The following is a 17,001-nucleotide window of genomic DNA, read 5'->3' on the forward strand; positions in this document are numbered from 1 at the left end:
GTTCCCTCTCCTTTCACGGAAGCTTGATCACCAGACCGATGGGAAGCTTCTTCAGCTGTGCATCCTTGATGCCGTTCAGTTTCTGCAGCTCCTTCCAGCGAGATCCATTTCCCAGATGGGCTTTGGCAACAGACCACAAGGAATCTCCGGCTTTGAGTGTGACGGTCTTGGCCTGGATTTTTTCATTGGGCCGGGAGGCTTTGGTTTTTGTTTTCGAAGCAGCAGTATCCTTATTGTCCTTGAGTGGCACTACTTTTTTGGCGGCATAGAAAATGAACTGCTTCAGCTTGATATCATACTGGATATCGCCTACCGTACCCGCTGACTCCTTCCAGTCGAAGCTCTCAATGGAAACAGCCATATTAATGGTGTACCTTGCACTGGAAAAGAAAAGCCTGACGGGTCTGCCTGTCTGCATCCAGCGAATTATCTTTTTCACATATTCATACGGATCAAGGTAATATTCCTTCTGTACTGCTGGATGACTTGCATCGTAATTCAGATGATACGGGCTGTAGTCTGCCGGAAAAATACCGCTGAAACTGACTTCACGCAGCTTGGGCGACTTGATCACGTTAATTTCTCCGAGTGCACTAACGCTAAACGTACTGCCATCCCCCGCATCCGAAAACTCAATGCTCTCTGGTGTCACCGGGAAATACATGTATTCGGAACGGTTGTTGAAGCTAAGCTGGATATAGTATTCCATTAACCGTACACCCCCTGAGCACTGGAAACAATCTGACTGTTCAGTCCATCGGTGATTTTGCTGATGATGCTGTCCACGTCGTGTCCGCTGTTGATATCCCCTGTGGTGACCTGAACGGTTGGTGTTAGACTGACGAATCGCTGAATAGCCTGCATCTCTGCAAGCTCACGCATCAGTTTCAGATCTTCACTGGTCACATCCACCGTGCCATCCACATCTCCGATTTTGTCCACCTGTCCGATATTGTTGATTTTGTTAATGCTGCTCATGTTGTTATTGGGGACCATAGCGGGAGCGGGTGTAGTGGGAATGGTTGGCATGGAAGGTGTTTTGGGTGTATAACCCTGACCAAATTTCCCAGGTAAATCTTCTGAACTACTGGAGAATTTATTTGTTGTTTTATCTACCAAGTCATGTCCTTTACCATACCCCTTATCAAATGCATCTTTATAATCCGCTGAGGCATCCGCCCTCCATAAATCTAAGACATCCTTTTGACTTTCAGGTGCAGTTGCTTCCAAATCATTCATCAAGCCTTGTATTTTATTACTAACGGAATGAATATTAGAGCTTGTGACGAGTTCAATGCCTCCCCAATCTGTACCAAAAATCTTATTTAGATAAGGTATCAGTTGGTTTATACCCTCAATGACCCAGTTAATCTGATCTTTGAATCCGGCTGCAAAGTCTTCGATACCCTTTGTGATATTGAATAGAATCTGTAATGCAATTAACCCCATGTCGACGAATAATTTTCGAATTGCATAAACCGGATCTCTGACTAAATTAACAAAAAATTCAGCCCATGACATAACGACGTTGAGAATAGATGCGAAAATCGATTTCACGTGTTCATACACCATATAAAAATAACCGACAATTGCCCCAACCATATCTCCAGCTGTAACTCCGCATAATTGAAGTATATAGATGAGCAATGCAATTGCAGCAATCACAAGTAAGACAGGCCAGTTAGCTACCAGCCAGGCTGCTGCGAGCGAATATACCTCCGCAATCACGATGGCAAGTGAAACAATCATGTTATAGAGGAGCACCATCGCTATAGCAGTCAAAATAGGGGCAATGATATCCCAGTTTTCTTGCACAACTGTAGCGAAATTGATAAACCCATCCACAATCAACGCTACCACCTGAGCTATAATTGCGAAGGCCCCACTAATCCATTCGATAAACCCACTGAACTGGCCTGAGCTTATTGCTTCATTCAACCGATCAAGTACCGGAGACAGCACTTCCAACGCTTTCGTACCGATTTCGGCCAATATACCATTGAACTGGTTCACGAGAGCAGTCCATTTCTGTAATGGAGAATCTAACATCGTATCAAAGGCCTGCTTGGTATAACCTTGCATTTCAAGAACCGTCTGCAAACCTTGTATGAAGCCGTCAAGATCTCTGGTTTGAATAAATTCGCCCAGTCCGGCACCATTTAAAGCACTTTCCGGAATGTTAAATTGATTCGACAGATCCGTGTTTTTCCCGTTCATGGCACTAACAATTGCTTTTGACGCATCTGATAGACTTTTACCATCCGGTGACAACATGCTCAAACGTTGAGTCAAATCATTGAGCTGATCTACCTGACCTGTGTTCTGTGCCAACGGCAAGAAACCTAAAGAAGATTTAAGCGAATCATTGATATCAAGGCCGCTTTTAGAGGCTTGATCTCGGAACTTATTATATATTCCTTCCCCGAGCACTGGATCCTCAGCAGCAACCATGTAACGGTACTTGAAGTCTTCTTCCTCAGCAGCCGCTTTCAACACGACAGTTCCAGCTGACTTTAACATTTGCAGCCATTTAGAGAGCTTGCTCAGATTATCTCCCAGAGCATCGCTCGTATCATCAGCGGCATCCTCCAGTTCTTCCATCAGATTAATGGTTACATTCAGCTGTTGATTTACTTGATTGAAGTGGTTAGTTATGTTGTTCTGGTTAAATTGATTCAGATTAATCCGGTTCATCTGGTTGAAATTGTTCAAAACTTCGGTTGTTCTTACTTGAACCAGATTCAAGTTGTTGATCAGATTATTCATGGATGGAGGATTGATTACATCGATCCTTGTTTCGGACATTCGTTTCTCCCTCCTTCCCCTGTTATTTTTTCCTCGCACGGTTCTTGGACCGCTCTTTCTTCTCTTCCTCCACCCGAATGGAGATCATGGCGAATATCGCCGCCCGCTCACGAGGGGAGAATGCCATCAGCTCATGCGGGAGAATGTTCAATTCATGGAGAGCGTAATAAGCCAAATTGGCTTCCGAATCGCCCTCTTTAATTAGTTTTTTACGTCATCCACCAGTTCGTTCATGTCCTGATTGAAGCCGTTCAGCTTCTGGACCTGTTCACCGAGTGCAGCAAATTCCCCCGGCAGCAGCATTTTCCGCAAAAGCGATTCCGCCCCCATCACGCCATATGAACGCTGGAGCTCTGCATTTTTCAAATCAGGATACACCACGCTGGCGCTCATCAGGCGAGCCATATAATCATTGGCATCAATATCAGGTGTATAGACACCGTTCTTGCCCTTGATTTTGCGAGTTGCTGCCTTGCGGCATTCCTGATTCTCGTCTTCGGTCATGCTGCGCAGTTTCCAGGCAACCGGTTCACCCTTCTCATCCTTGAAACGGGGAGATACGACAAACTCCTCTGTTGTATCCGCCGCTGCATTTTGCGCAAAAAACATGCTCAATCCACTCATTGTTCGTTCCTCCTCAATATTTGGCTCCCCGCCGCAAGAAGCGGCGAAGAGCATGTGTAATGTACTAATGTAATGCCCCTCTTCAAACGAAGAGAGATTGCAAACGAATTTGGACACGCCAAATAGCCCGTAACACAGGCAAGCTGAACAGGTTTGTTTTGCAGACCCGCTACTAAAGTTGAACTCGTTATAGATCTATGGCTAATATATTTGTCACTTCAAAAATTACTTCGGCAGATTAAACGATACAGGCATATCGACATCTTCAAAGGTAAAGCTCACTTCTTCCTCCAAAGCCTCGGCCTCGGTATCCAGGGATGCCATGATCACACTGTCGAGGTTGACGCCTTTGAGGGTCACCGTCTGTTTGCCAATAGTTGACGAAGGATCTTCATTGGTCACTTCGATGTCGAAATAGGTGTCCACACCATTTTGCATGTACTGAAGCATCAGCTCACGGAAACGGGATGTTGTATAAAAGATTGTCATGGAACCCGAGCCAGACCAACCGGTTGCTTTGTGCTGGACGCCGCGACGGCCCAGTGTTTTGACCTCTGCTTTTTGTTTCTCCACCGTTGCTTCCAGCGTCTTCACGTAGAACATCTCTTCTGTCTGTCCGTTAATCGTTGCATATGCGCGGCCTTCCTGGCCAGAAATCGTATCGCTTGCTTTCAAAAATGCCATCTTAAACCACCTTCACTTTCATGTATACTTTTTCAACGGAATCCACAGGCTGGACTTGAATCTCGATCACGATACTGTCCGTTTCATTTCCCGGAGTCACAGTGATATCTGTGTTGGAGTCAAAATTTTGAATGGCCCCGATATCCTGAAGCTGCTTCAGGTAGGTAACACATTGGGAGCGGAACAGGCTGCGCCCATCTTCGTTGTTGTTCACTTTGCCGATGTAATAGGACTCAAAGATTCGTTTCATGTCGTTGGCAATGCCATCAAGTACACGGACAACACGGTTTTTGGCAAAATGACGTGCTTTATCTGGTGTCACGGAACGGAACGTGTTCACATCCTGCTCTACAACTGCCCGGTTACTGCTTGCTGTAAAGACAAACTCACCATTACTCAGTGCAGCTTCTGTCTCGCTGTGTGTCAATCGACCATTTACATCTACAGCATCGTCATAGGCACGGAAGGTCAGGGATTCGTTCAGATTGGCCCCGGCTGTTGCTCCGGCTGTCCAAGCTACCGTTTGTTTTGGGGAGAGAACGGTACCGTCTGCGAGCACCACGCCGTTTTTGACGCTAATCACTCCTTCGTGATCCGCAGCCGGGTAATCTGCCAGTACCAGTTGTACCTTCTTGCCCTCCGTGTCGCGCAAACGCTTGATGTATGCAGTATATACAGAATTGAGGGTAGCATCGTCAGAAATCAGTCCCACAGTGTTGAAATCCAGTACTTCCAGCTTGGACAGGAATTCTGCATGCTCCTGGTTCGTTGCAGAGCCATCCAATCCACCTGTTAGTGGAAGTGAAGCTGTTGTTGTAAGGGCACCTTCGCCAGTAAATGTAACGTATGCATTTGATTCCAACTCTTCGATGGTCGAGACGGTTTGTTTATCCACTTCTTTCGTTGAAAGCAGCGTTGTGACATCGAACTGGTCCGGCTGATTAATATTGGCTGAGACCACAACCGCCAGATCATTACCTCGCAAACCGCCGTGTTGGGCTGTGACTGTTAGTTCTCCCAGCGTGGCCTTGGCCTGTGTCCCTGCGTTCAAACGATATAGGAACAATGTTTGTGCCCGCTTCAATGCCTCTCGAATCAACAGCAGTTGAGGTGCTGGCCAATCATAGCCCAATTTGGCTTGTACATCTTCACCTGCCTGTAGGGTCAGGATTGTACCTGCTTTTCCCCATGACAACGGAAGTGCCAAAGCCACTATTCCTCGCTCTCCTACCGTCCCCGGCAACGAACCCTCTGATGCAAAATTCATATATACGCCAGGGCGTACCTTATTTTGAGTTGTCCATGTTCCTCCAGCCATTATTGTGCCTCCTCATTCATAAATTGTTGGATGTGTTGCTGCGCTTCTTCTACTGTGTATGTCACATTCTCCCGCAGTACAGCTACCAGAATGTCTTTCTCTATCCGGCTCAACTGCCGGGATTCAGCGAACTGTGCTTTGCTGTATTTCTGGTTAGTTGTCTGGTTGCTTTCCGGAGTATTAATTCCCGGCTCTTTCTTCGTAAACATTGCTAGTACGCCTCCCATTCCTTTCATGGTTATCCCCCATTTGGTTGTTATTCGTTAGCCGCTTTAAGTGCGGTGGGTCGCTGTTCCAGTTGTTGCATGGTCGTAGCAGACTCTGACACTTTGGTCGTTCGCATGGTGTAGTACACCAGCAATCGCGGATTGTTGTTCTCCGTCTCCCATCGTAGCTCTGTTGCACGATACGGTGTGCCCTCTACGTCGATTGTTTCGAGCGCTTCAAAGAGTTCGTCAGGCAGGGTTGCCGGGATATTGTCTGTCTCGAGCCAGCGGATTTCATATGCATGGGATTGCACAAAGCGATCGCTACGTTCTCGAGTGAGTTGAGTGGATAGCAAGCGGTAGGTGATACCTTTGGAATCTGGGTCGGGGCTTGTTGGGCTAGTTGCTAGATTGATCGGGATGTTTGGGAAGTATTGCGTGAGTGTGTGAGTGATTGCTGTGGTTAGTTGGTTTGTGGTCATGGTTCACCTCCTTTTTATCTGGTGAAGATTGAAACTATTTCATGTCTCAAATTATTTGTTTTTTGGAAATAGCACTCAATCCTAAAAATATATAAATATCTGTTCAGGACTGTTGTATAAAAGACATAATCAGTGTCCCAAATTTCATTAATACACAATAACTAATTACGAGGACATGAGATTATGTGTTATATATTTGGAAGCGAGTTAAACTATATTTCTTCTCTAGTTCACCCCACCGCTGCCAGAGCTTCAGCCACTTTATCACGGCTTTGTAATGGTACAGACTCCAACTTGATCAAGCCTTTATGAATCATCATTACGTATACAGCTAACATATTGTCACCTCCTTTCAACCGACAAGGTTCAAAAACCGATAGGAAGTGCTTTAAGCATTATCACGTGTAATTCCATCAAAGCCATTTGATTTGCATTGTTTTCTTCGGCTAGTCTAGACAATCTCGTTTCTAAACCCTCTACGGCAATATAGTCGTAGTAAAGCTTGTCCGATTCTGGGTAAAACATCAGAACTGGCTCCATATTGGGAATCGCTTCGGGATTTGGTATTGCTGATTTGCTTTCTTTATAATCACCCGTTATGGTGTCGTTAACTCCGTGTTATACACCAACGACTTGACCTGCTTTTTCATAAACTATTCTCAAGGGTGTCCATCCTTAACCGTAAATGTAGTTATAATTGGACTCGAAATTAAAATTGGTTGTTGGGGTATTCCCCGTAGCCCGACCAACTATTTTCACAATACCCTCCATATCAAAGTTTTCTGGGGCATTTGCTACTGTGAAGGGATAGGAAGCACTAAACGTATGGATCGTTCGATCGATACTGCTAATCAAATACTGGGAGTTTATATATGTCCTTGACTGATTACCATAACCAAAGAAACTCATAAAGTTCCATATAGTTCCTTTTTCGTCAACGGCGACATACGTAAATGTGGTCGTCCCGTTATATTGCGCCCAAAACGATACGGGTGGTGTTGACGATTGGATATTGGGGAATAAGAACAGTTGCTTTGCTCCTGCTGGTTTTTCAACGACTGTAAACTCAAACGCCCGACCAGAATCAACGGGTTTATCTCTATGGGATGTATATTGAGAAAGAACCATACCCGAATTGCTAGGGTCTAACGTACCAACAACACCCCCAATTGTGGAGACACCACGCCGTATGTTTTCTGGAATTAAGGTGGGTGTAGGTGTGGTCACCCATGACTCACCGCTGTAGTATCCATTTGGTGGTCTTAAGAACACCCTATCACCAACCCATAATGTTGAATCTATGGCAGGCATGTGATGATTTTCTGCTGAACGGTTAGGCATCGTTCCTATTCTGCTGTTGCCAGCCACATTACTAAACGTCGCACTTGTCAACACTTGTGCTTCTGTTGCATTGCCCGTAGACCGGACTACAGTAGTTAGCTTTGAGACAAGCTGTGCCCATGACTCTGATGTGGAAGCCGTTACACCAATGGAGTTGAGAGCGGCCACCACATTATTTTTTTGCTCAACTCCAAGCAGCTTTGCTGCTGTTGCCTCATCGAATGCTAACTTAACCGCGCTCGGCGTAGCCGCTTTGTCCTTCACAGTACTATTGATCGCATCAGACAACTGCACCTTCCCCTTCTGCGTCAAAGACGCATCAGGAATATCCATCTTGCTCACCGCTTCACGAAGCGTATCCAAATCTTCTTGTGTCGCGACACCTGCATCAATCTTTTCAAAAATCCCATTAATACTCTCCCGGGTTACGTTCTCGTTGCCCAAGGGAAGAGGCAATTTCAGTCGATCCGTTTCTTGTGGCATTACGCCCACACCTCCAGTTCATTCCACGTCAGGGACGCGGCATCTAGTTCATCCCAGGTCATCTGTTTATTGTCAAGATCGTCCCAGATCAGATAGCGATACTCATATTCCACAGCCATGTGGGCCGGTTTTAGTTCATCAATCGCACGTTTGAGATCATCAATATTGGGCGGAATGCCCAACGTATCCACAAAGCTTACCGTAAAACTCCACGCCTCCGGTTGAAACGTCACGTCCACCTTGCCTCCGGCATATGCCTCAGCCACGTTCGCAACCAGCCTGCCAGAAAATGTCCCAGCACCGCGCAGCTTTGACTCCACCACGGCACGTCGCTGGTCCACGGGTTTGAGTCGATCAGTCTCAAGGCCAAGCTCCTGCTCCCAAAAGTCCAATCCCCACGTCGCTGTACGGACAAAAAACTGATCCAATGTCTCATCCAACGCCTGATACAGCAGATCCATCTCGGTCCCTTTGGACTGCATATCCGCCTGCATAACGCGCGAAGTCTCATAATAGCTCGGCAAATACGAGAACAGCTCTTTCCCCTTCGGGCTTGTGAGTGTAGAAGCCACAACCTCCGGCAGACTACTCATGGACATCCACCGTCCCCAGTACCGCCACCTGACTCGCGGTCATCTCGATATTCTGGTCGCTCACACCATTTACGGTAAGCTCCGAATAGTCGATGATCGGCGGAATGTCCAGCAAAATTGCTGCAATACGGGTGTATCGCACGAGCGGATCGGCAAAAGCAAGCTGCTTCAAATACGCGGTCACCCCGCGTTCGATCAATGACCGCACATCCGCCAGTGTCGCATCACTCGCCAGCGTCAGCTTCACCTCAATGTTCATGGGCACTTCCTCTGCTGGCATGACCGACACCACCGGACCTGCAGGGGCAACGCCTTCACCTTGACCATCCTGCGTCGGGTCCACGTACTTCTGCACGGCCGCCACCAGATCGCTGCCCGCAGCACGTTTGTCCGTATCCAGCAGATACAATCCCACTGTGCCCGGCCCCTTCCACAACGGAATTACACGTGTCGCGCCTACGCCTGGTACTTCACTGGCCCATTGCACATACTGTGCCTTGTTGCCGCTTGTCCCCTGGTTGCGGACTTTGGCATAAAAGCGTTCCAGCAGCGCCGTATCCGCCTCGATGTCCGCACCGCCTTTGATAACGTCCGTGTTCACCACAGACGTCACGCCACTTACCGGTGTGGACAGTACGGTCACAGTGGCAGCCGGCACATTACTTTCTTTTCCGGCAACGAGCGCCCGCACACCAACTACTCCGAATCCATCTTCTCCAAGCTCTACATTCCCAACGGTCTCGTATTCGAGCGAAGCTTCACCAGATACTTCATCCGCGAGCGTCGCCACTACAGTACCCGCTGGCACCACTTTCCCCGGAGTACCCGTGAACCTAACCGTACCTTGTGCCGCCACCGCGGCCCGCCGGGTAATACCATGCTCTCCCGCCCGCAGATCCAGCTCTTCCGAACGAAAATTCGGGTCACTGCTCGCAGCCGTACTGGCAAACCCTCGCCGAAGCAGCTCCTGCGCCCACAGCGCCGCCTCAGACAGCATAAACGCAACCGGAGCCTCCGCATCCCACAGAAACGATCCCTCCGACTTATCCAGATCCGCGGGCAGACGATCCAGCATGCGCTGCATAATCTGTTCCTCCGTCTGGTCCTCCAAATAACGCGGAATCTCAGCCATCCCGTCAGATCACCTCACTTTCCAAAATAAACATCTCTTCCTGTACACTCGCCACCCGACACGAGAACATGCACTGCTCTAGGTTCCAATCGAACGTGAACTGGTCTACCGAATCCGTGCGTGGATCAGCCAGCAGCGTTTCCGTCACCATTCGGGTAATCTCACTTTCCATCACACCCCGGCTGTCCCCCTGACCCACCAGCTCTTCCAGCTCCGAGCCATAGTTTCGAGAATAGATCACATGTCTGTACCGCGGCGTCTTCACCGCCTTGATGCACCATTGCACCCAGGCTTCCTGCGGACCTGCCGTGGCCACTTTGCCACTTGGGGTCAGCACAAAATCCCCCGCATCATAATCGAATCGCCAGCTCCGCCCAAAACGCACCTCTTCCGAAGCCACACCCGACAGGTCCTCTTCATCTCCCCAGACCACACCTGTTTCCGGAAACAAACTAGGCATTCGCACTCACCACCTTACACAGCACCACAATGTCGTTACCGCCATTTACCCGCATAGCCAGCACGCGGTCCCCAGCTTTCAAGCCTTTCCCCAGAGACAACACCACTTCCTCCACTTCCCCTTCTTGCAAAAGAAACCTTCCCGTGCCCGTCGTTCCGCCATTCGCCACGTCAGGTATCCCGGAGATCGCGCCAATAGCCTCGCGCTCCGGCAATCCAAGCGTGCCCGGCAGCTCGGCCACGAGATAATCCTGCACTTCGTGCTTGAAATCATCCAGCTTCACGCCGGACGACGTCATTGTCCCCAACACCGCGCCCATGCCGCTCACAGCCTGACGGGTATGCGTACTCATCGCACCCCGCATGACGTCGGCAAAATGTCCATACGGATCTTCCTTATTCAAGGTAATACCTCCTTTTCACCAGCTCCGCCGTGCCCAGCTCCAGCGTCATCGTACCTGGCCCCGCCGATAGGTCTCGACTAAGGGACATGACGATCAGCTTCAGACCTTTGAGAAGCACCGCATCGCCGGCGCGAATCGTGTTCACATCCGGTGCGGAAACGGTAAACGTCTCCTGGATGCCTGTCAGACGACTCTTGGCAAGCTTCTTGGCAGCCGCCGCCGTTTTGACCTGTTCGTCCTCGATCAGCTTTTGCAAGGTGCCCAGTTCCTCCACACCATCCTGCTCAATCGCCAGTACTTTCGATGGCACTTCCTTGCCGCTGCTGGATTCCGATGCAGCCATGACTTTAACCTTGGTGACTGCACCCTCCAGCGTACGCATCTGGGACAGGTCGATCAGCCGATCCAGCTCGTACACCTGCGCATTGCTGCCTACCTTGAACAGCTGCAGTCCGGCAGGCGTCATCCGGGGATGATACATGTCTCCGCCAGACTTGGCGGTTTCCTTCAGATCGGCAAACATCATCGAAAAGATCGTCTGCGACCGATACACCGCTTTGCCCAGCTTTGTTTTGGTGTCTGGCAGTGCTCCATATGGAATCTTCCACTCTTTGGCGTACGTTTTGAGCCGCTGCGTGGCGGTTTGATCTTTCGGCAGAAGGAACTCGTCTTCCGATTTTTCCAGATAGATCATCCGATCGTACACCGTGAGAGACAGCCGCTTGGTGCCGCTGTTCGAGCTTTCCACCTCCCAGATGACCGCAGGATGCAGCAGATGAACCATGGATTTTTCGCCAAAAGGAACCCCACTGATCCGCACCACCATCCCCGGTGATATCGCAGGTAAACCTGAAGATGCCGAAACCGCCAGCCGGATGTTTGCCTGATAGGCAATCTGATCAAGCGAATCCTTTAGCGTAATCGTCTCCACCAGCTTCGTAATGTCATATTTGTCGTCCACAATAACCTTGTAGGTCACGGCATCACCAGCTTTTGTCCGGGCTTGATCCGGTTCGGATCACTGCCAATGGTTTTCACATTGAGCTTGTAAATCTCGTCCCATTTGGAACTGCTGCCCAGCTCAAGCTTTGCAATTTTGGACAGAGAATCGCCAGATTTGACAGTGTAGGTCTTGCTGCTCTTTTTCAGATCCGTACGAGAATCCGACTTGCTTCCTGATGTTGCCGCGCCGACCTTCTCCACTTTCGAATCCCGCCAGGTGCGCAGTGTAATGTCAAAATAAATGTCCCCACTCTCGCCGCCCCGAAAGGTCGTATTGTGCGAGATCAGATACACCGGCACGTTCACCCCTGTGTTGGAAATGATGAAACGAAGTGGTTTTTTGGATACGAGAAACGTATTCAGTATATTCATCGCCACCCGCGGATCAGGTACAGGCTCGTAAGTGCAATAGGAAGCGTCATATTCTTTTGGAAAAAAAGAAGAGAAAGTGATCTCCTTCACCTTCTCTCCCTGTGCAAAATCAAATTCGCCATACTCCAGCATATTGATCGTTTCGTACCCTTTGGACCTTGATATTGTCAGCTCCTCTGGCTTCACCGGGAATCGAAACGATGTTGTTCCATCTTTCAGGGTGAATTCCATTCGGATTCCTTCCACATTGTCCTTAATTACACTCATAACAGGCCTCCTTTCTGCTTAGGCCATAATGGTTTTACGGTTTTCCATCGCGCGACGGAACTCTCCCGAAATCCGCTGTCCAACTTGATGTGTGATCGCGTCGTAGTCGATGGCATTTTCACGGACAGTCACCTGCACTGCCCCTTGAGGCACGTTGACGGCGATCTGGTTCGTCGTTTCGGTTTTAAAATCCTTAAGGTAACCGGCCAGACTGCTCATCTGTTCTTCTGATATTTGTACCGTCATCGTAGACGATTTGCCATTCGACTGAGCACCGTTACCCAGCGCCATTGCTTGGGACTGCATCACACTTGTTCCCATAAAAGCTGCAGTCGTGGATTGACCGCCCATGCTGTTCGTATAAGCCATAGGCCCAAGTATGGTGAGCGCAGACGGAATATAAGCCGGGGGAATCGAAGGACCAGTGGGTACTGGAGTTGGGTTAGCAACGGTTGCAGCTGAGACGGTTTTTTCTTCTTTTTTGGAACCAAAACCGAAGAAATCGGATATGCCACTCACCATGTTCTTCGTTTTTTCAGAAACAAAATCCGCTGCAGTCGACAACGCTTTGCCTGCACCTTCCGTGGCGTTAGACATGAAGTTTCCAATATCTTTAGCCTTGTCCCCGATCCAGCCTCCCGCGGAACTTCCTGCCCATCCACCTAATGCACCGCCAATATACGTGCCGATTCCAGGTAAAATAAAACTGCCTATGGCGCTACCAATCGCGGTACCAGCAGTTCCACCGATCATGGATCCGACTGCTCTGCCCCGTTCCTCAGGAGGAGCAGTGGCAACATTCGCTACATCGGCAAGCATGCTAATTGGTCCAAGAAGTTTACCCGCTCCCTTCGCGAGTCCCCCGCTCAGTTTGCTGAACATACCATTGCCCGAAGACATATTTGACATTGGCGAACCTGAGGGAGCATTTGCGCTAAATCCTAATCGATTCGGATTCAGTTTTTGATCAAAGTCCACTTTCAGCTTCCTCTGTTCAGCATCAGAGATGTTGGTTATGATTTTTTTCGCAGGATCGGAAGCAGGCGTTTTTACAGTTCCAGTCGCACGTTCTTGGTAGGACTTGGAACCGCTCTTGTAAGGACCTTTTTTTCCTCCCTCTGTTGCGGCTACAGTTTTAGCACTGCCACCACTTGCACTTTTGGTTTTGCCACCTTTAGCTCCGCCTTTTGAAAGTCTTCCTACCAGACTTCCTCCAGAACAGCAGCAACATTGGGAAGTATTGCTTGAATTTGATTTCCCTTTGAATTTATCGTAGATGACCTTAACACCATTTCCGAGCTTACCAAACAAGTCTGTTGCATTATTAAGCGGATCAACAATATCATTAAACATTTGAGCAAACTCACGCCATTTGGGCAGTGGCTCTTCCTTTGCAGCACTAGTTACCGTATTATTGTTACTCCCAATGTTCAGAGACAGCGAAGGCCCGCTCGATGCCGGATTAAACTTTCCCATCGCCACTTCAACCTTCTGCTTCACCTCCACCGACACCGTTCCGGAAGCCTTCACCATCTGGTTACGGAAACTATTCAGTTTCGCGAGTGCACGGTCCAATGCCGGACTTAATTGATCATCCAATCCGATCTTCGGTGTGATTCGCAGCCTGCTCAATCGAACAGCCGTACTATAGATGCTTTCCAGCCTGCGTCCAGTCGTTCTCAGTTCATTGTTCACCTTGATCAAACTCTGATATCGCACCCTGCCCAGACGTTCAGTCGAACGCTGGATCTGATCCAGATAACGGATGGTCGTACGCATCTCCGCGTTGGATTTGGATAAACCCACAATCATTTCTGCCATTTCTTTCACCTCCTGTCCAAGCTAATTATCGATTCATTTGCGAAGTCAGCACTGCCATTTCCTCTTCCGAGAACGCGATCAACAGTGAGCGTTCGCCTCGTGGTAAAGCCCAAAACTCTCCGGGACGAAGATGGTGACGAACCCACATGTGATACAGGAACGTGGTCATCCCGCCGGAGTGAATCAGTTTTTTAGGTCTTCAATCTCCACACCGAAGCCGGATAGCTCCAGTACCTTGTCGCCTACGGCATCCAGTTCACCCGCAAGCAGCATGCGGCGAACCGCCTGTTCTCCACCGGACAGCTTCATGCGACCTGTAATGCGGTTATCTCCCCATCCGGACAGTTCCAGACCGCGGACATTCATTTTCACCGTGGCTTCGGAGATCAACAGTGCGTTAAAGGTTTCGGTATCCACCTTCTCCTCGGTACGGCCCTTGGTCGTTTTGCGGATGGTACAGCGTTCGCGGATCTGATCCACTTTGGAGGACGTCAGTCCACGCAAGGTTAACAGCAGATCCAGGCGCTGAATGCGCACATTCTCCTCTGGCAAACGTTCTGCTGCTTCAAACAGCTGATCCAAAATCTGTTCTTCGGACATATTTTCATTCATACTCATAGAGCGCAATCTCCTTCTCATTTCACAATTGGGTAACTCATCTCAACAATTAGGGACAACAAATAGACGGAGATTCTCTCAGCCTGGATGTGTCCCTATCTTGTAAAGTTAACTTGCTCATCTGCTCGATCAGACAAATTTCATTATAGATTCTGTCCAGATCTTAGTTGGCAACAATCGGGTTCAACAATTCAAACCCTTCAAACGTAAAGCCTGTTTCCTCCGGTACTTCCTCACCCGCTGTCCAGTTTGCAAGCTGGATTTTGTCCACCATGCAGCCCTTCAGCAGAACACTCTCGTGTCCATACGACTCCGGATCGTCCAGCTTCGAGATGATTTGGAACTTGGTGAACCCGCGCTGGATCATGTCGGAAGTAACCTTGTAACCTGTCATGGTGCCTGTTCCTTTTTTCGCACCATTTTTGTGAACTTTCCAGTCATTGCCGACCAGATTCAGCTCACGTTTTTCAATTTCCACACTGGCTTCCAACTTGTTAATATTCGTTTGCCACACTCCATCCATATGCAGCTGACCATGGGTACCGAGAATAACTCTTGATGCATCCAACATGTACAATTCCTCCTTGGGATCTTTTCAAATGAAAAACAAATTCAACTCATTACCAAACTAAGCAAAGCTCTCGCCCTGCTCTTCTACACTACTTATTGCACGTAAAATGTACCAAACAACTGCTCCATCACATCGGTCAGCTTCACATTCCACTGCAGGAATACCTGATCTGCCTCCGGTTTCAGGATTGGGGCTGCGCCATAATAGGCTGGGTCGAGAATGACATCATATCCATCAGCCTCAATCACATTGCTCTGTGCGAGCAGCGCAAGATAAGCCTTCATTGCACCGATCAACGCCTGGCGCCCCTCTTCGGTATTGTTTACTTTCCCGATATACGTATCTTCCGCAGAACGCTGCAAGTCTGTGTTAATCGCATCCATCACACGAATGGAACGGATTTTTTTCCATGCGTTATTTTGTCCGGCAGCAGGCGTCACGAGTGTGTTTACACCGCGAAGAGCTTTCACTTGGCGGCCATCATGGAAGAAAATAAATACGCCATTTTGTACGGCCTGTTCCTGCTCTGCCCGAGTCCAGCGGCGTGTGACATCATCGAACGGTGAAGGAGCGTACGTTGTCGATTCATTCAAACGTTGTCCAGCGATGAGACCCGCGACATAAGCGGATGTTTCCGCCGAACTGTAGTACGCATCCCCTAGACGCACACCGGTACCCACATTGATCACACCTTCGTGATTCAAAGTCAGTGAACGGGCGGCTGCCTTCTGTGCAGCGGTTGCAGACGTATCATCTGCGATCGAACCGCCAAATACGGCCATCACTGGTTTTCCTTCGCTGCGAACACGTTTCACCCAAGCCGCGAAGCTTGCCAACATAGGCGCATCGGCCGCATGATCCAGTGCCAATACGTCGAATTGCTCCCCTTCCAGTGCACCCTGAACCGCAATATATTCCGCGTTGGTCAGGTCATCGTTACCGCTGGCACCACCTTTGAAAGCCGCACCCGACACGGTCGCAACCACACCCGTACCATCGCCAATCGCCTGAGCCGTTACCCACTCATTGCGCTCGTCCTCATTCATCTGTTTGGCTAGAGATGCTGCCGAGATATCCGCGGTCAGAAGTGCATACAGCATCCGGTTCCCTTCAAACAGACGCACTTCATGCTTCGTGTTATCAATTACACCCGGCTGAATGGTGACATAGAATCCGTTCGCACGATCTCCCGGATACTTGGCATCCAGCTGCAGTACGTCCGCATCGCTGCTGTCCTTCAACGTTAGACTGGCTGCTTTTGCAGTGGCGCCTGCTACCCGATAGGCAAGCAGCTTTTTCGGACCACCCAGCAGAGCGAGCTTCAAAGAAGTATAGGCTGTCCCATTATCCAGCGTATGTGCAGAGTAAATACGTTCAATCGCCGCTTCGCTGCCAACCTCCACAAAGGTTCCCACCGGACCCCAGTTCGCCTTGACCGGAACGACAACCGTTCCCCGATTGCCAGCCTGAATGGCTGAAGATGCTGCCGCCTGAAAATTCATATATAAGCCCGGAAGGACCGGACGATTCGTTTGCTCCCATGTTCCACCTGCCATTATCCCTTCACCTTCGCTTTCATAAATTGGTTGATTCTTACTTGTGTTTCCTCAATGGAAAACGTCTGCTGCGCTGCTTCGTACAGCGCACCATGCAGCACCTCTGCCTTAACGGCAAAGAGGGCTTCCGCATGATTCATCAGTTCCGCCCGCGTATATTGCGGGTCAGCCTGTTTGCTTTTTTTCACGGTGCTTGCCATTGCCACTTCACCTCATTTTTGAATTTCAAATACTTTTCCACCCTAGGAACGGTTCCTTGCCAT

The 17,001-nt window shown here is 49.2% G+C and carries 20 protein-coding genes; all 20 read right to left on the minus strand.

Annotation, left to right across the window (positions count from 1 at the left end; all coding sequences use genetic code 11):
• Positions 1–13: 13 nt before the first annotated feature.
• Positions 14–709 (minus strand): LysM peptidoglycan-binding domain-containing protein, encoded by a 696-nt coding sequence (locus CHH60_RS19735; protein WP_095360736.1) that lies wholly within the window; start codon positions 707–709, stop codon positions 14–16.
• Positions 709–2,805, minus strand: a complete 2,097-nt coding sequence (locus CHH60_RS19740; RefSeq protein WP_095360737.1) for a hypothetical protein — start codon at positions 2,803–2,805, stop codon at positions 709–711. Before CHH60_RS19740 ends, CHH60_RS19735 begins: the two co-directional genes overlap by 1 nt.
• 22 nt (positions 2,806–2,827) lie before the next feature.
• Complete coding sequence (locus tag CHH60_RS29895) at positions 2,828–2,980, minus strand: hypothetical protein (protein WP_176476119.1); 153 nt, start codon at positions 2,978–2,980, stop codon at positions 2,828–2,830.
• Positions 2,981–3,006: 26 nt separating this feature from the next.
• On the minus strand, positions 3,007–3,429 hold the full coding sequence (locus CHH60_RS19745; protein WP_095360738.1) for a phage tail assembly chaperone: 423 nt from the start codon (positions 3,427–3,429) through the stop codon (positions 3,007–3,009).
• Positions 3,430–3,654: 225 nt separating this feature from the next.
• Positions 3,655–4,113, minus strand: a complete 459-nt coding sequence (locus CHH60_RS19750; protein WP_017690162.1) for a phage tail tube protein — start codon at positions 4,111–4,113, stop codon at positions 3,655–3,657.
• Between the two features lies 1 nt (position 4,114).
• Complete coding sequence (locus tag CHH60_RS19755; RefSeq protein WP_095360739.1) at positions 4,115–5,431, minus strand: phage tail sheath family protein; 1,317 nt, start codon at positions 5,429–5,431, stop codon at positions 4,115–4,117.
• Positions 5,431–5,640 (minus strand): hypothetical protein, encoded by a 210-nt coding sequence (locus CHH60_RS19760; RefSeq protein ID WP_095360740.1) that lies wholly within the window; start codon positions 5,638–5,640, stop codon positions 5,431–5,433. The genes CHH60_RS19755 and CHH60_RS19760 overlap by 1 nt, the downstream gene beginning before the upstream one ends.
• Positions 5,641–5,687: 47 nt before the next feature.
• On the minus strand, positions 5,688–6,119 hold the full coding sequence (locus CHH60_RS30545) for a phage tail terminator family protein (RefSeq protein WP_095360741.1): 432 nt from the start codon (positions 6,117–6,119) through the stop codon (positions 5,688–5,690).
• A gap of 675 nt (positions 6,120–6,794) precedes the next feature.
• Positions 6,795–7,943, minus strand: coding sequence for a tail fiber protein (locus CHH60_RS30110; protein WP_095360742.1), 1,149 nt, complete (start codon positions 7,941–7,943; stop codon positions 6,795–6,797).
• Complete coding sequence (locus tag CHH60_RS19775) at positions 7,943–8,536, minus strand: YmfQ family protein (protein WP_176476143.1); 594 nt, start codon at positions 8,534–8,536, stop codon at positions 7,943–7,945. The genes CHH60_RS30110 and CHH60_RS19775 overlap by 1 nt, the downstream gene beginning before the upstream one ends.
• Entirely contained in the window at positions 8,529–9,668 is a 1,140-nt protein-coding gene (locus CHH60_RS19780) for a baseplate J/gp47 family protein (RefSeq protein ID WP_095360744.1), read from the minus strand. Before CHH60_RS19780 ends, CHH60_RS19775 begins: the two co-directional genes overlap by 8 nt.
• 4 nt (positions 9,669–9,672) lie before the next feature.
• Positions 9,673–10,128: a DUF2634 domain-containing protein gene (locus CHH60_RS19785; protein ID WP_095360745.1), complete on the minus strand. Its 456-nt coding sequence runs from the start codon at positions 10,126–10,128 to the stop codon at positions 9,673–9,675.
• Complete coding sequence (locus CHH60_RS19790; RefSeq protein ID WP_095360746.1) at positions 10,121–10,531, minus strand: hypothetical protein; 411 nt, start codon at positions 10,529–10,531, stop codon at positions 10,121–10,123. The genes CHH60_RS19785 and CHH60_RS19790 overlap by 8 nt, the downstream gene beginning before the upstream one ends.
• The gene (locus CHH60_RS19795; protein ID WP_095360747.1) at positions 10,524–11,510 is read right to left on the minus strand and encodes an XkdQ/YqbQ family protein; all 987 of its coding nucleotides are present in this window, start codon (positions 11,508–11,510) and stop codon (positions 10,524–10,526) included. The genes CHH60_RS19790 and CHH60_RS19795 overlap by 8 nt, the downstream gene beginning before the upstream one ends.
• Positions 11,507–12,136: a LysM peptidoglycan-binding domain-containing protein gene (locus CHH60_RS19800; protein ID WP_095360860.1), complete on the minus strand. Its 630-nt coding sequence runs from the start codon at positions 12,134–12,136 to the stop codon at positions 11,507–11,509. Before CHH60_RS19800 ends, CHH60_RS19795 begins: the two co-directional genes overlap by 4 nt.
• 54 nt (positions 12,137–12,190) lie before the next feature.
• Complete coding sequence (locus tag CHH60_RS19805) at positions 12,191–13,993, minus strand: hypothetical protein (RefSeq protein ID WP_095360748.1); 1,803 nt, start codon at positions 13,991–13,993, stop codon at positions 12,191–12,193.
• A gap of 183 nt (positions 13,994–14,176) precedes the next feature.
• On the minus strand, positions 14,177–14,611 hold the full coding sequence (locus CHH60_RS19810) for a phage tail assembly chaperone (RefSeq protein ID WP_095288941.1): 435 nt from the start codon (positions 14,609–14,611) through the stop codon (positions 14,177–14,179).
• 163 nt (positions 14,612–14,774) lie between these two features.
• Positions 14,775–15,182, minus strand: a complete 408-nt coding sequence (locus CHH60_RS19815; RefSeq protein ID WP_095288940.1) for a phage tail tube protein — start codon at positions 15,180–15,182, stop codon at positions 14,775–14,777.
• Positions 15,183–15,274: 92 nt separating this feature from the next.
• Entirely contained in the window at positions 15,275–16,738 is a 1,464-nt protein-coding gene (locus tag CHH60_RS19820; RefSeq protein WP_095360749.1) for a phage tail sheath family protein, read from the minus strand.
• Complete coding sequence (locus CHH60_RS19825) at positions 16,738–16,938, minus strand: hypothetical protein (RefSeq protein ID WP_095360750.1); 201 nt, start codon at positions 16,936–16,938, stop codon at positions 16,738–16,740. The genes CHH60_RS19820 and CHH60_RS19825 overlap by 1 nt, the downstream gene beginning before the upstream one ends.
• Positions 16,939–17,001: the final 63 nt, after the last annotated feature.

This window comes from Paenibacillus sp. 7523-1 (genome assembly GCF_002276415.1).
Taxonomy (GTDB): domain Bacteria; phylum Bacillota; class Bacilli; order Paenibacillales; family Paenibacillaceae; genus Paenibacillus; species Paenibacillus illinoisensis_A.

Bases quoted from the DNA above. Each gene is read 5' to 3' on its own strand.
- CHH60_RS19745 (WP_095360738.1), bottom strand. From the start codon at position 3,429: ATGAGTGGATTGAGCATGTTTTTTGCGCAAAATGCAGCGGCGGATACA.
- CHH60_RS19815 (WP_095288940.1), bottom strand. From the start codon at position 15,182: ATGTTGGATGCATCAAGAGTTATTCTCGGTACCCATGGTCAGCTGCAT.
- CHH60_RS19800 (WP_095360860.1), bottom strand. From the start codon at position 12,136: ATGGAATTCACCCTGAAAGATGGAACAACATCGTTTCGATTCCCGGTG.
- CHH60_RS19775 (WP_176476143.1), bottom strand. From the start codon at position 8,536: ATGAGTAGTCTGCCGGAGGTTGTGGCTTCTACACTCACAAGCCCGAAG.
- CHH60_RS19825 (WP_095360750.1), bottom strand. From the start codon at position 16,938: ATGGCAAGCACCGTGAAAAAAAGCAAACAGGCTGACCCGCAATATACG.
- CHH60_RS30545 (WP_095360741.1), bottom strand. From the start codon at position 6,119: ATGACCACAAACCAACTAACCACAGCAATCACTCACACACTCACGCAA.
- CHH60_RS30110 (WP_095360742.1), bottom strand. From the start codon at position 7,943: ATGCCACAAGAAACGGATCGACTGAAATTGCCTCTTCCCTTGGGCAAC.
- CHH60_RS19735 (WP_095360736.1), bottom strand. From the start codon at position 709: ATGGAATACTATATCCAGCTTAGCTTCAACAACCGTTCCGAATACATG.
- CHH60_RS19740 (WP_095360737.1), bottom strand. From the start codon at position 2,805: ATGTCCGAAACAAGGATCGATGTAATCAATCCTCCATCCATGAATAAT.
- CHH60_RS19780 (WP_095360744.1), bottom strand. From the start codon at position 9,668: ATGGCTGAGATTCCGCGTTATTTGGAGGACCAGACGGAGGAACAGATT.
- CHH60_RS19805 (WP_095360748.1), bottom strand. From the start codon at position 13,993: ATGGCAGAAATGATTGTGGGTTTATCCAAATCCAACGCGGAGATGCGT.
- CHH60_RS19755 (WP_095360739.1), bottom strand. From the start codon at position 5,431: ATGGCTGGAGGAACATGGACAACTCAAAATAAGGTACGCCCTGGCGTA.
- CHH60_RS19760 (WP_095360740.1), bottom strand. From the start codon at position 5,640: ATGTTTACGAAGAAAGAGCCGGGAATTAATACTCCGGAAAGCAACCAG.
- CHH60_RS19820 (WP_095360749.1), bottom strand. From the start codon at position 16,738: ATGGCAGGTGGAACATGGGAGCAAACGAATCGTCCGGTCCTTCCGGGC.
- CHH60_RS19810 (WP_095288941.1), bottom strand. From the start codon at position 14,611: ATGAGTATGAATGAAAATATGTCCGAAGAACAGATTTTGGATCAGCTG.
- CHH60_RS19785 (WP_095360745.1), bottom strand. From the start codon at position 10,128: ATGCCTAGTTTGTTTCCGGAAACAGGTGTGGTCTGGGGAGATGAAGAG.
- CHH60_RS19750 (WP_017690162.1), bottom strand. From the start codon at position 4,113: ATGGCATTTTTGAAAGCAAGCGATACGATTTCTGGCCAGGAAGGCCGC.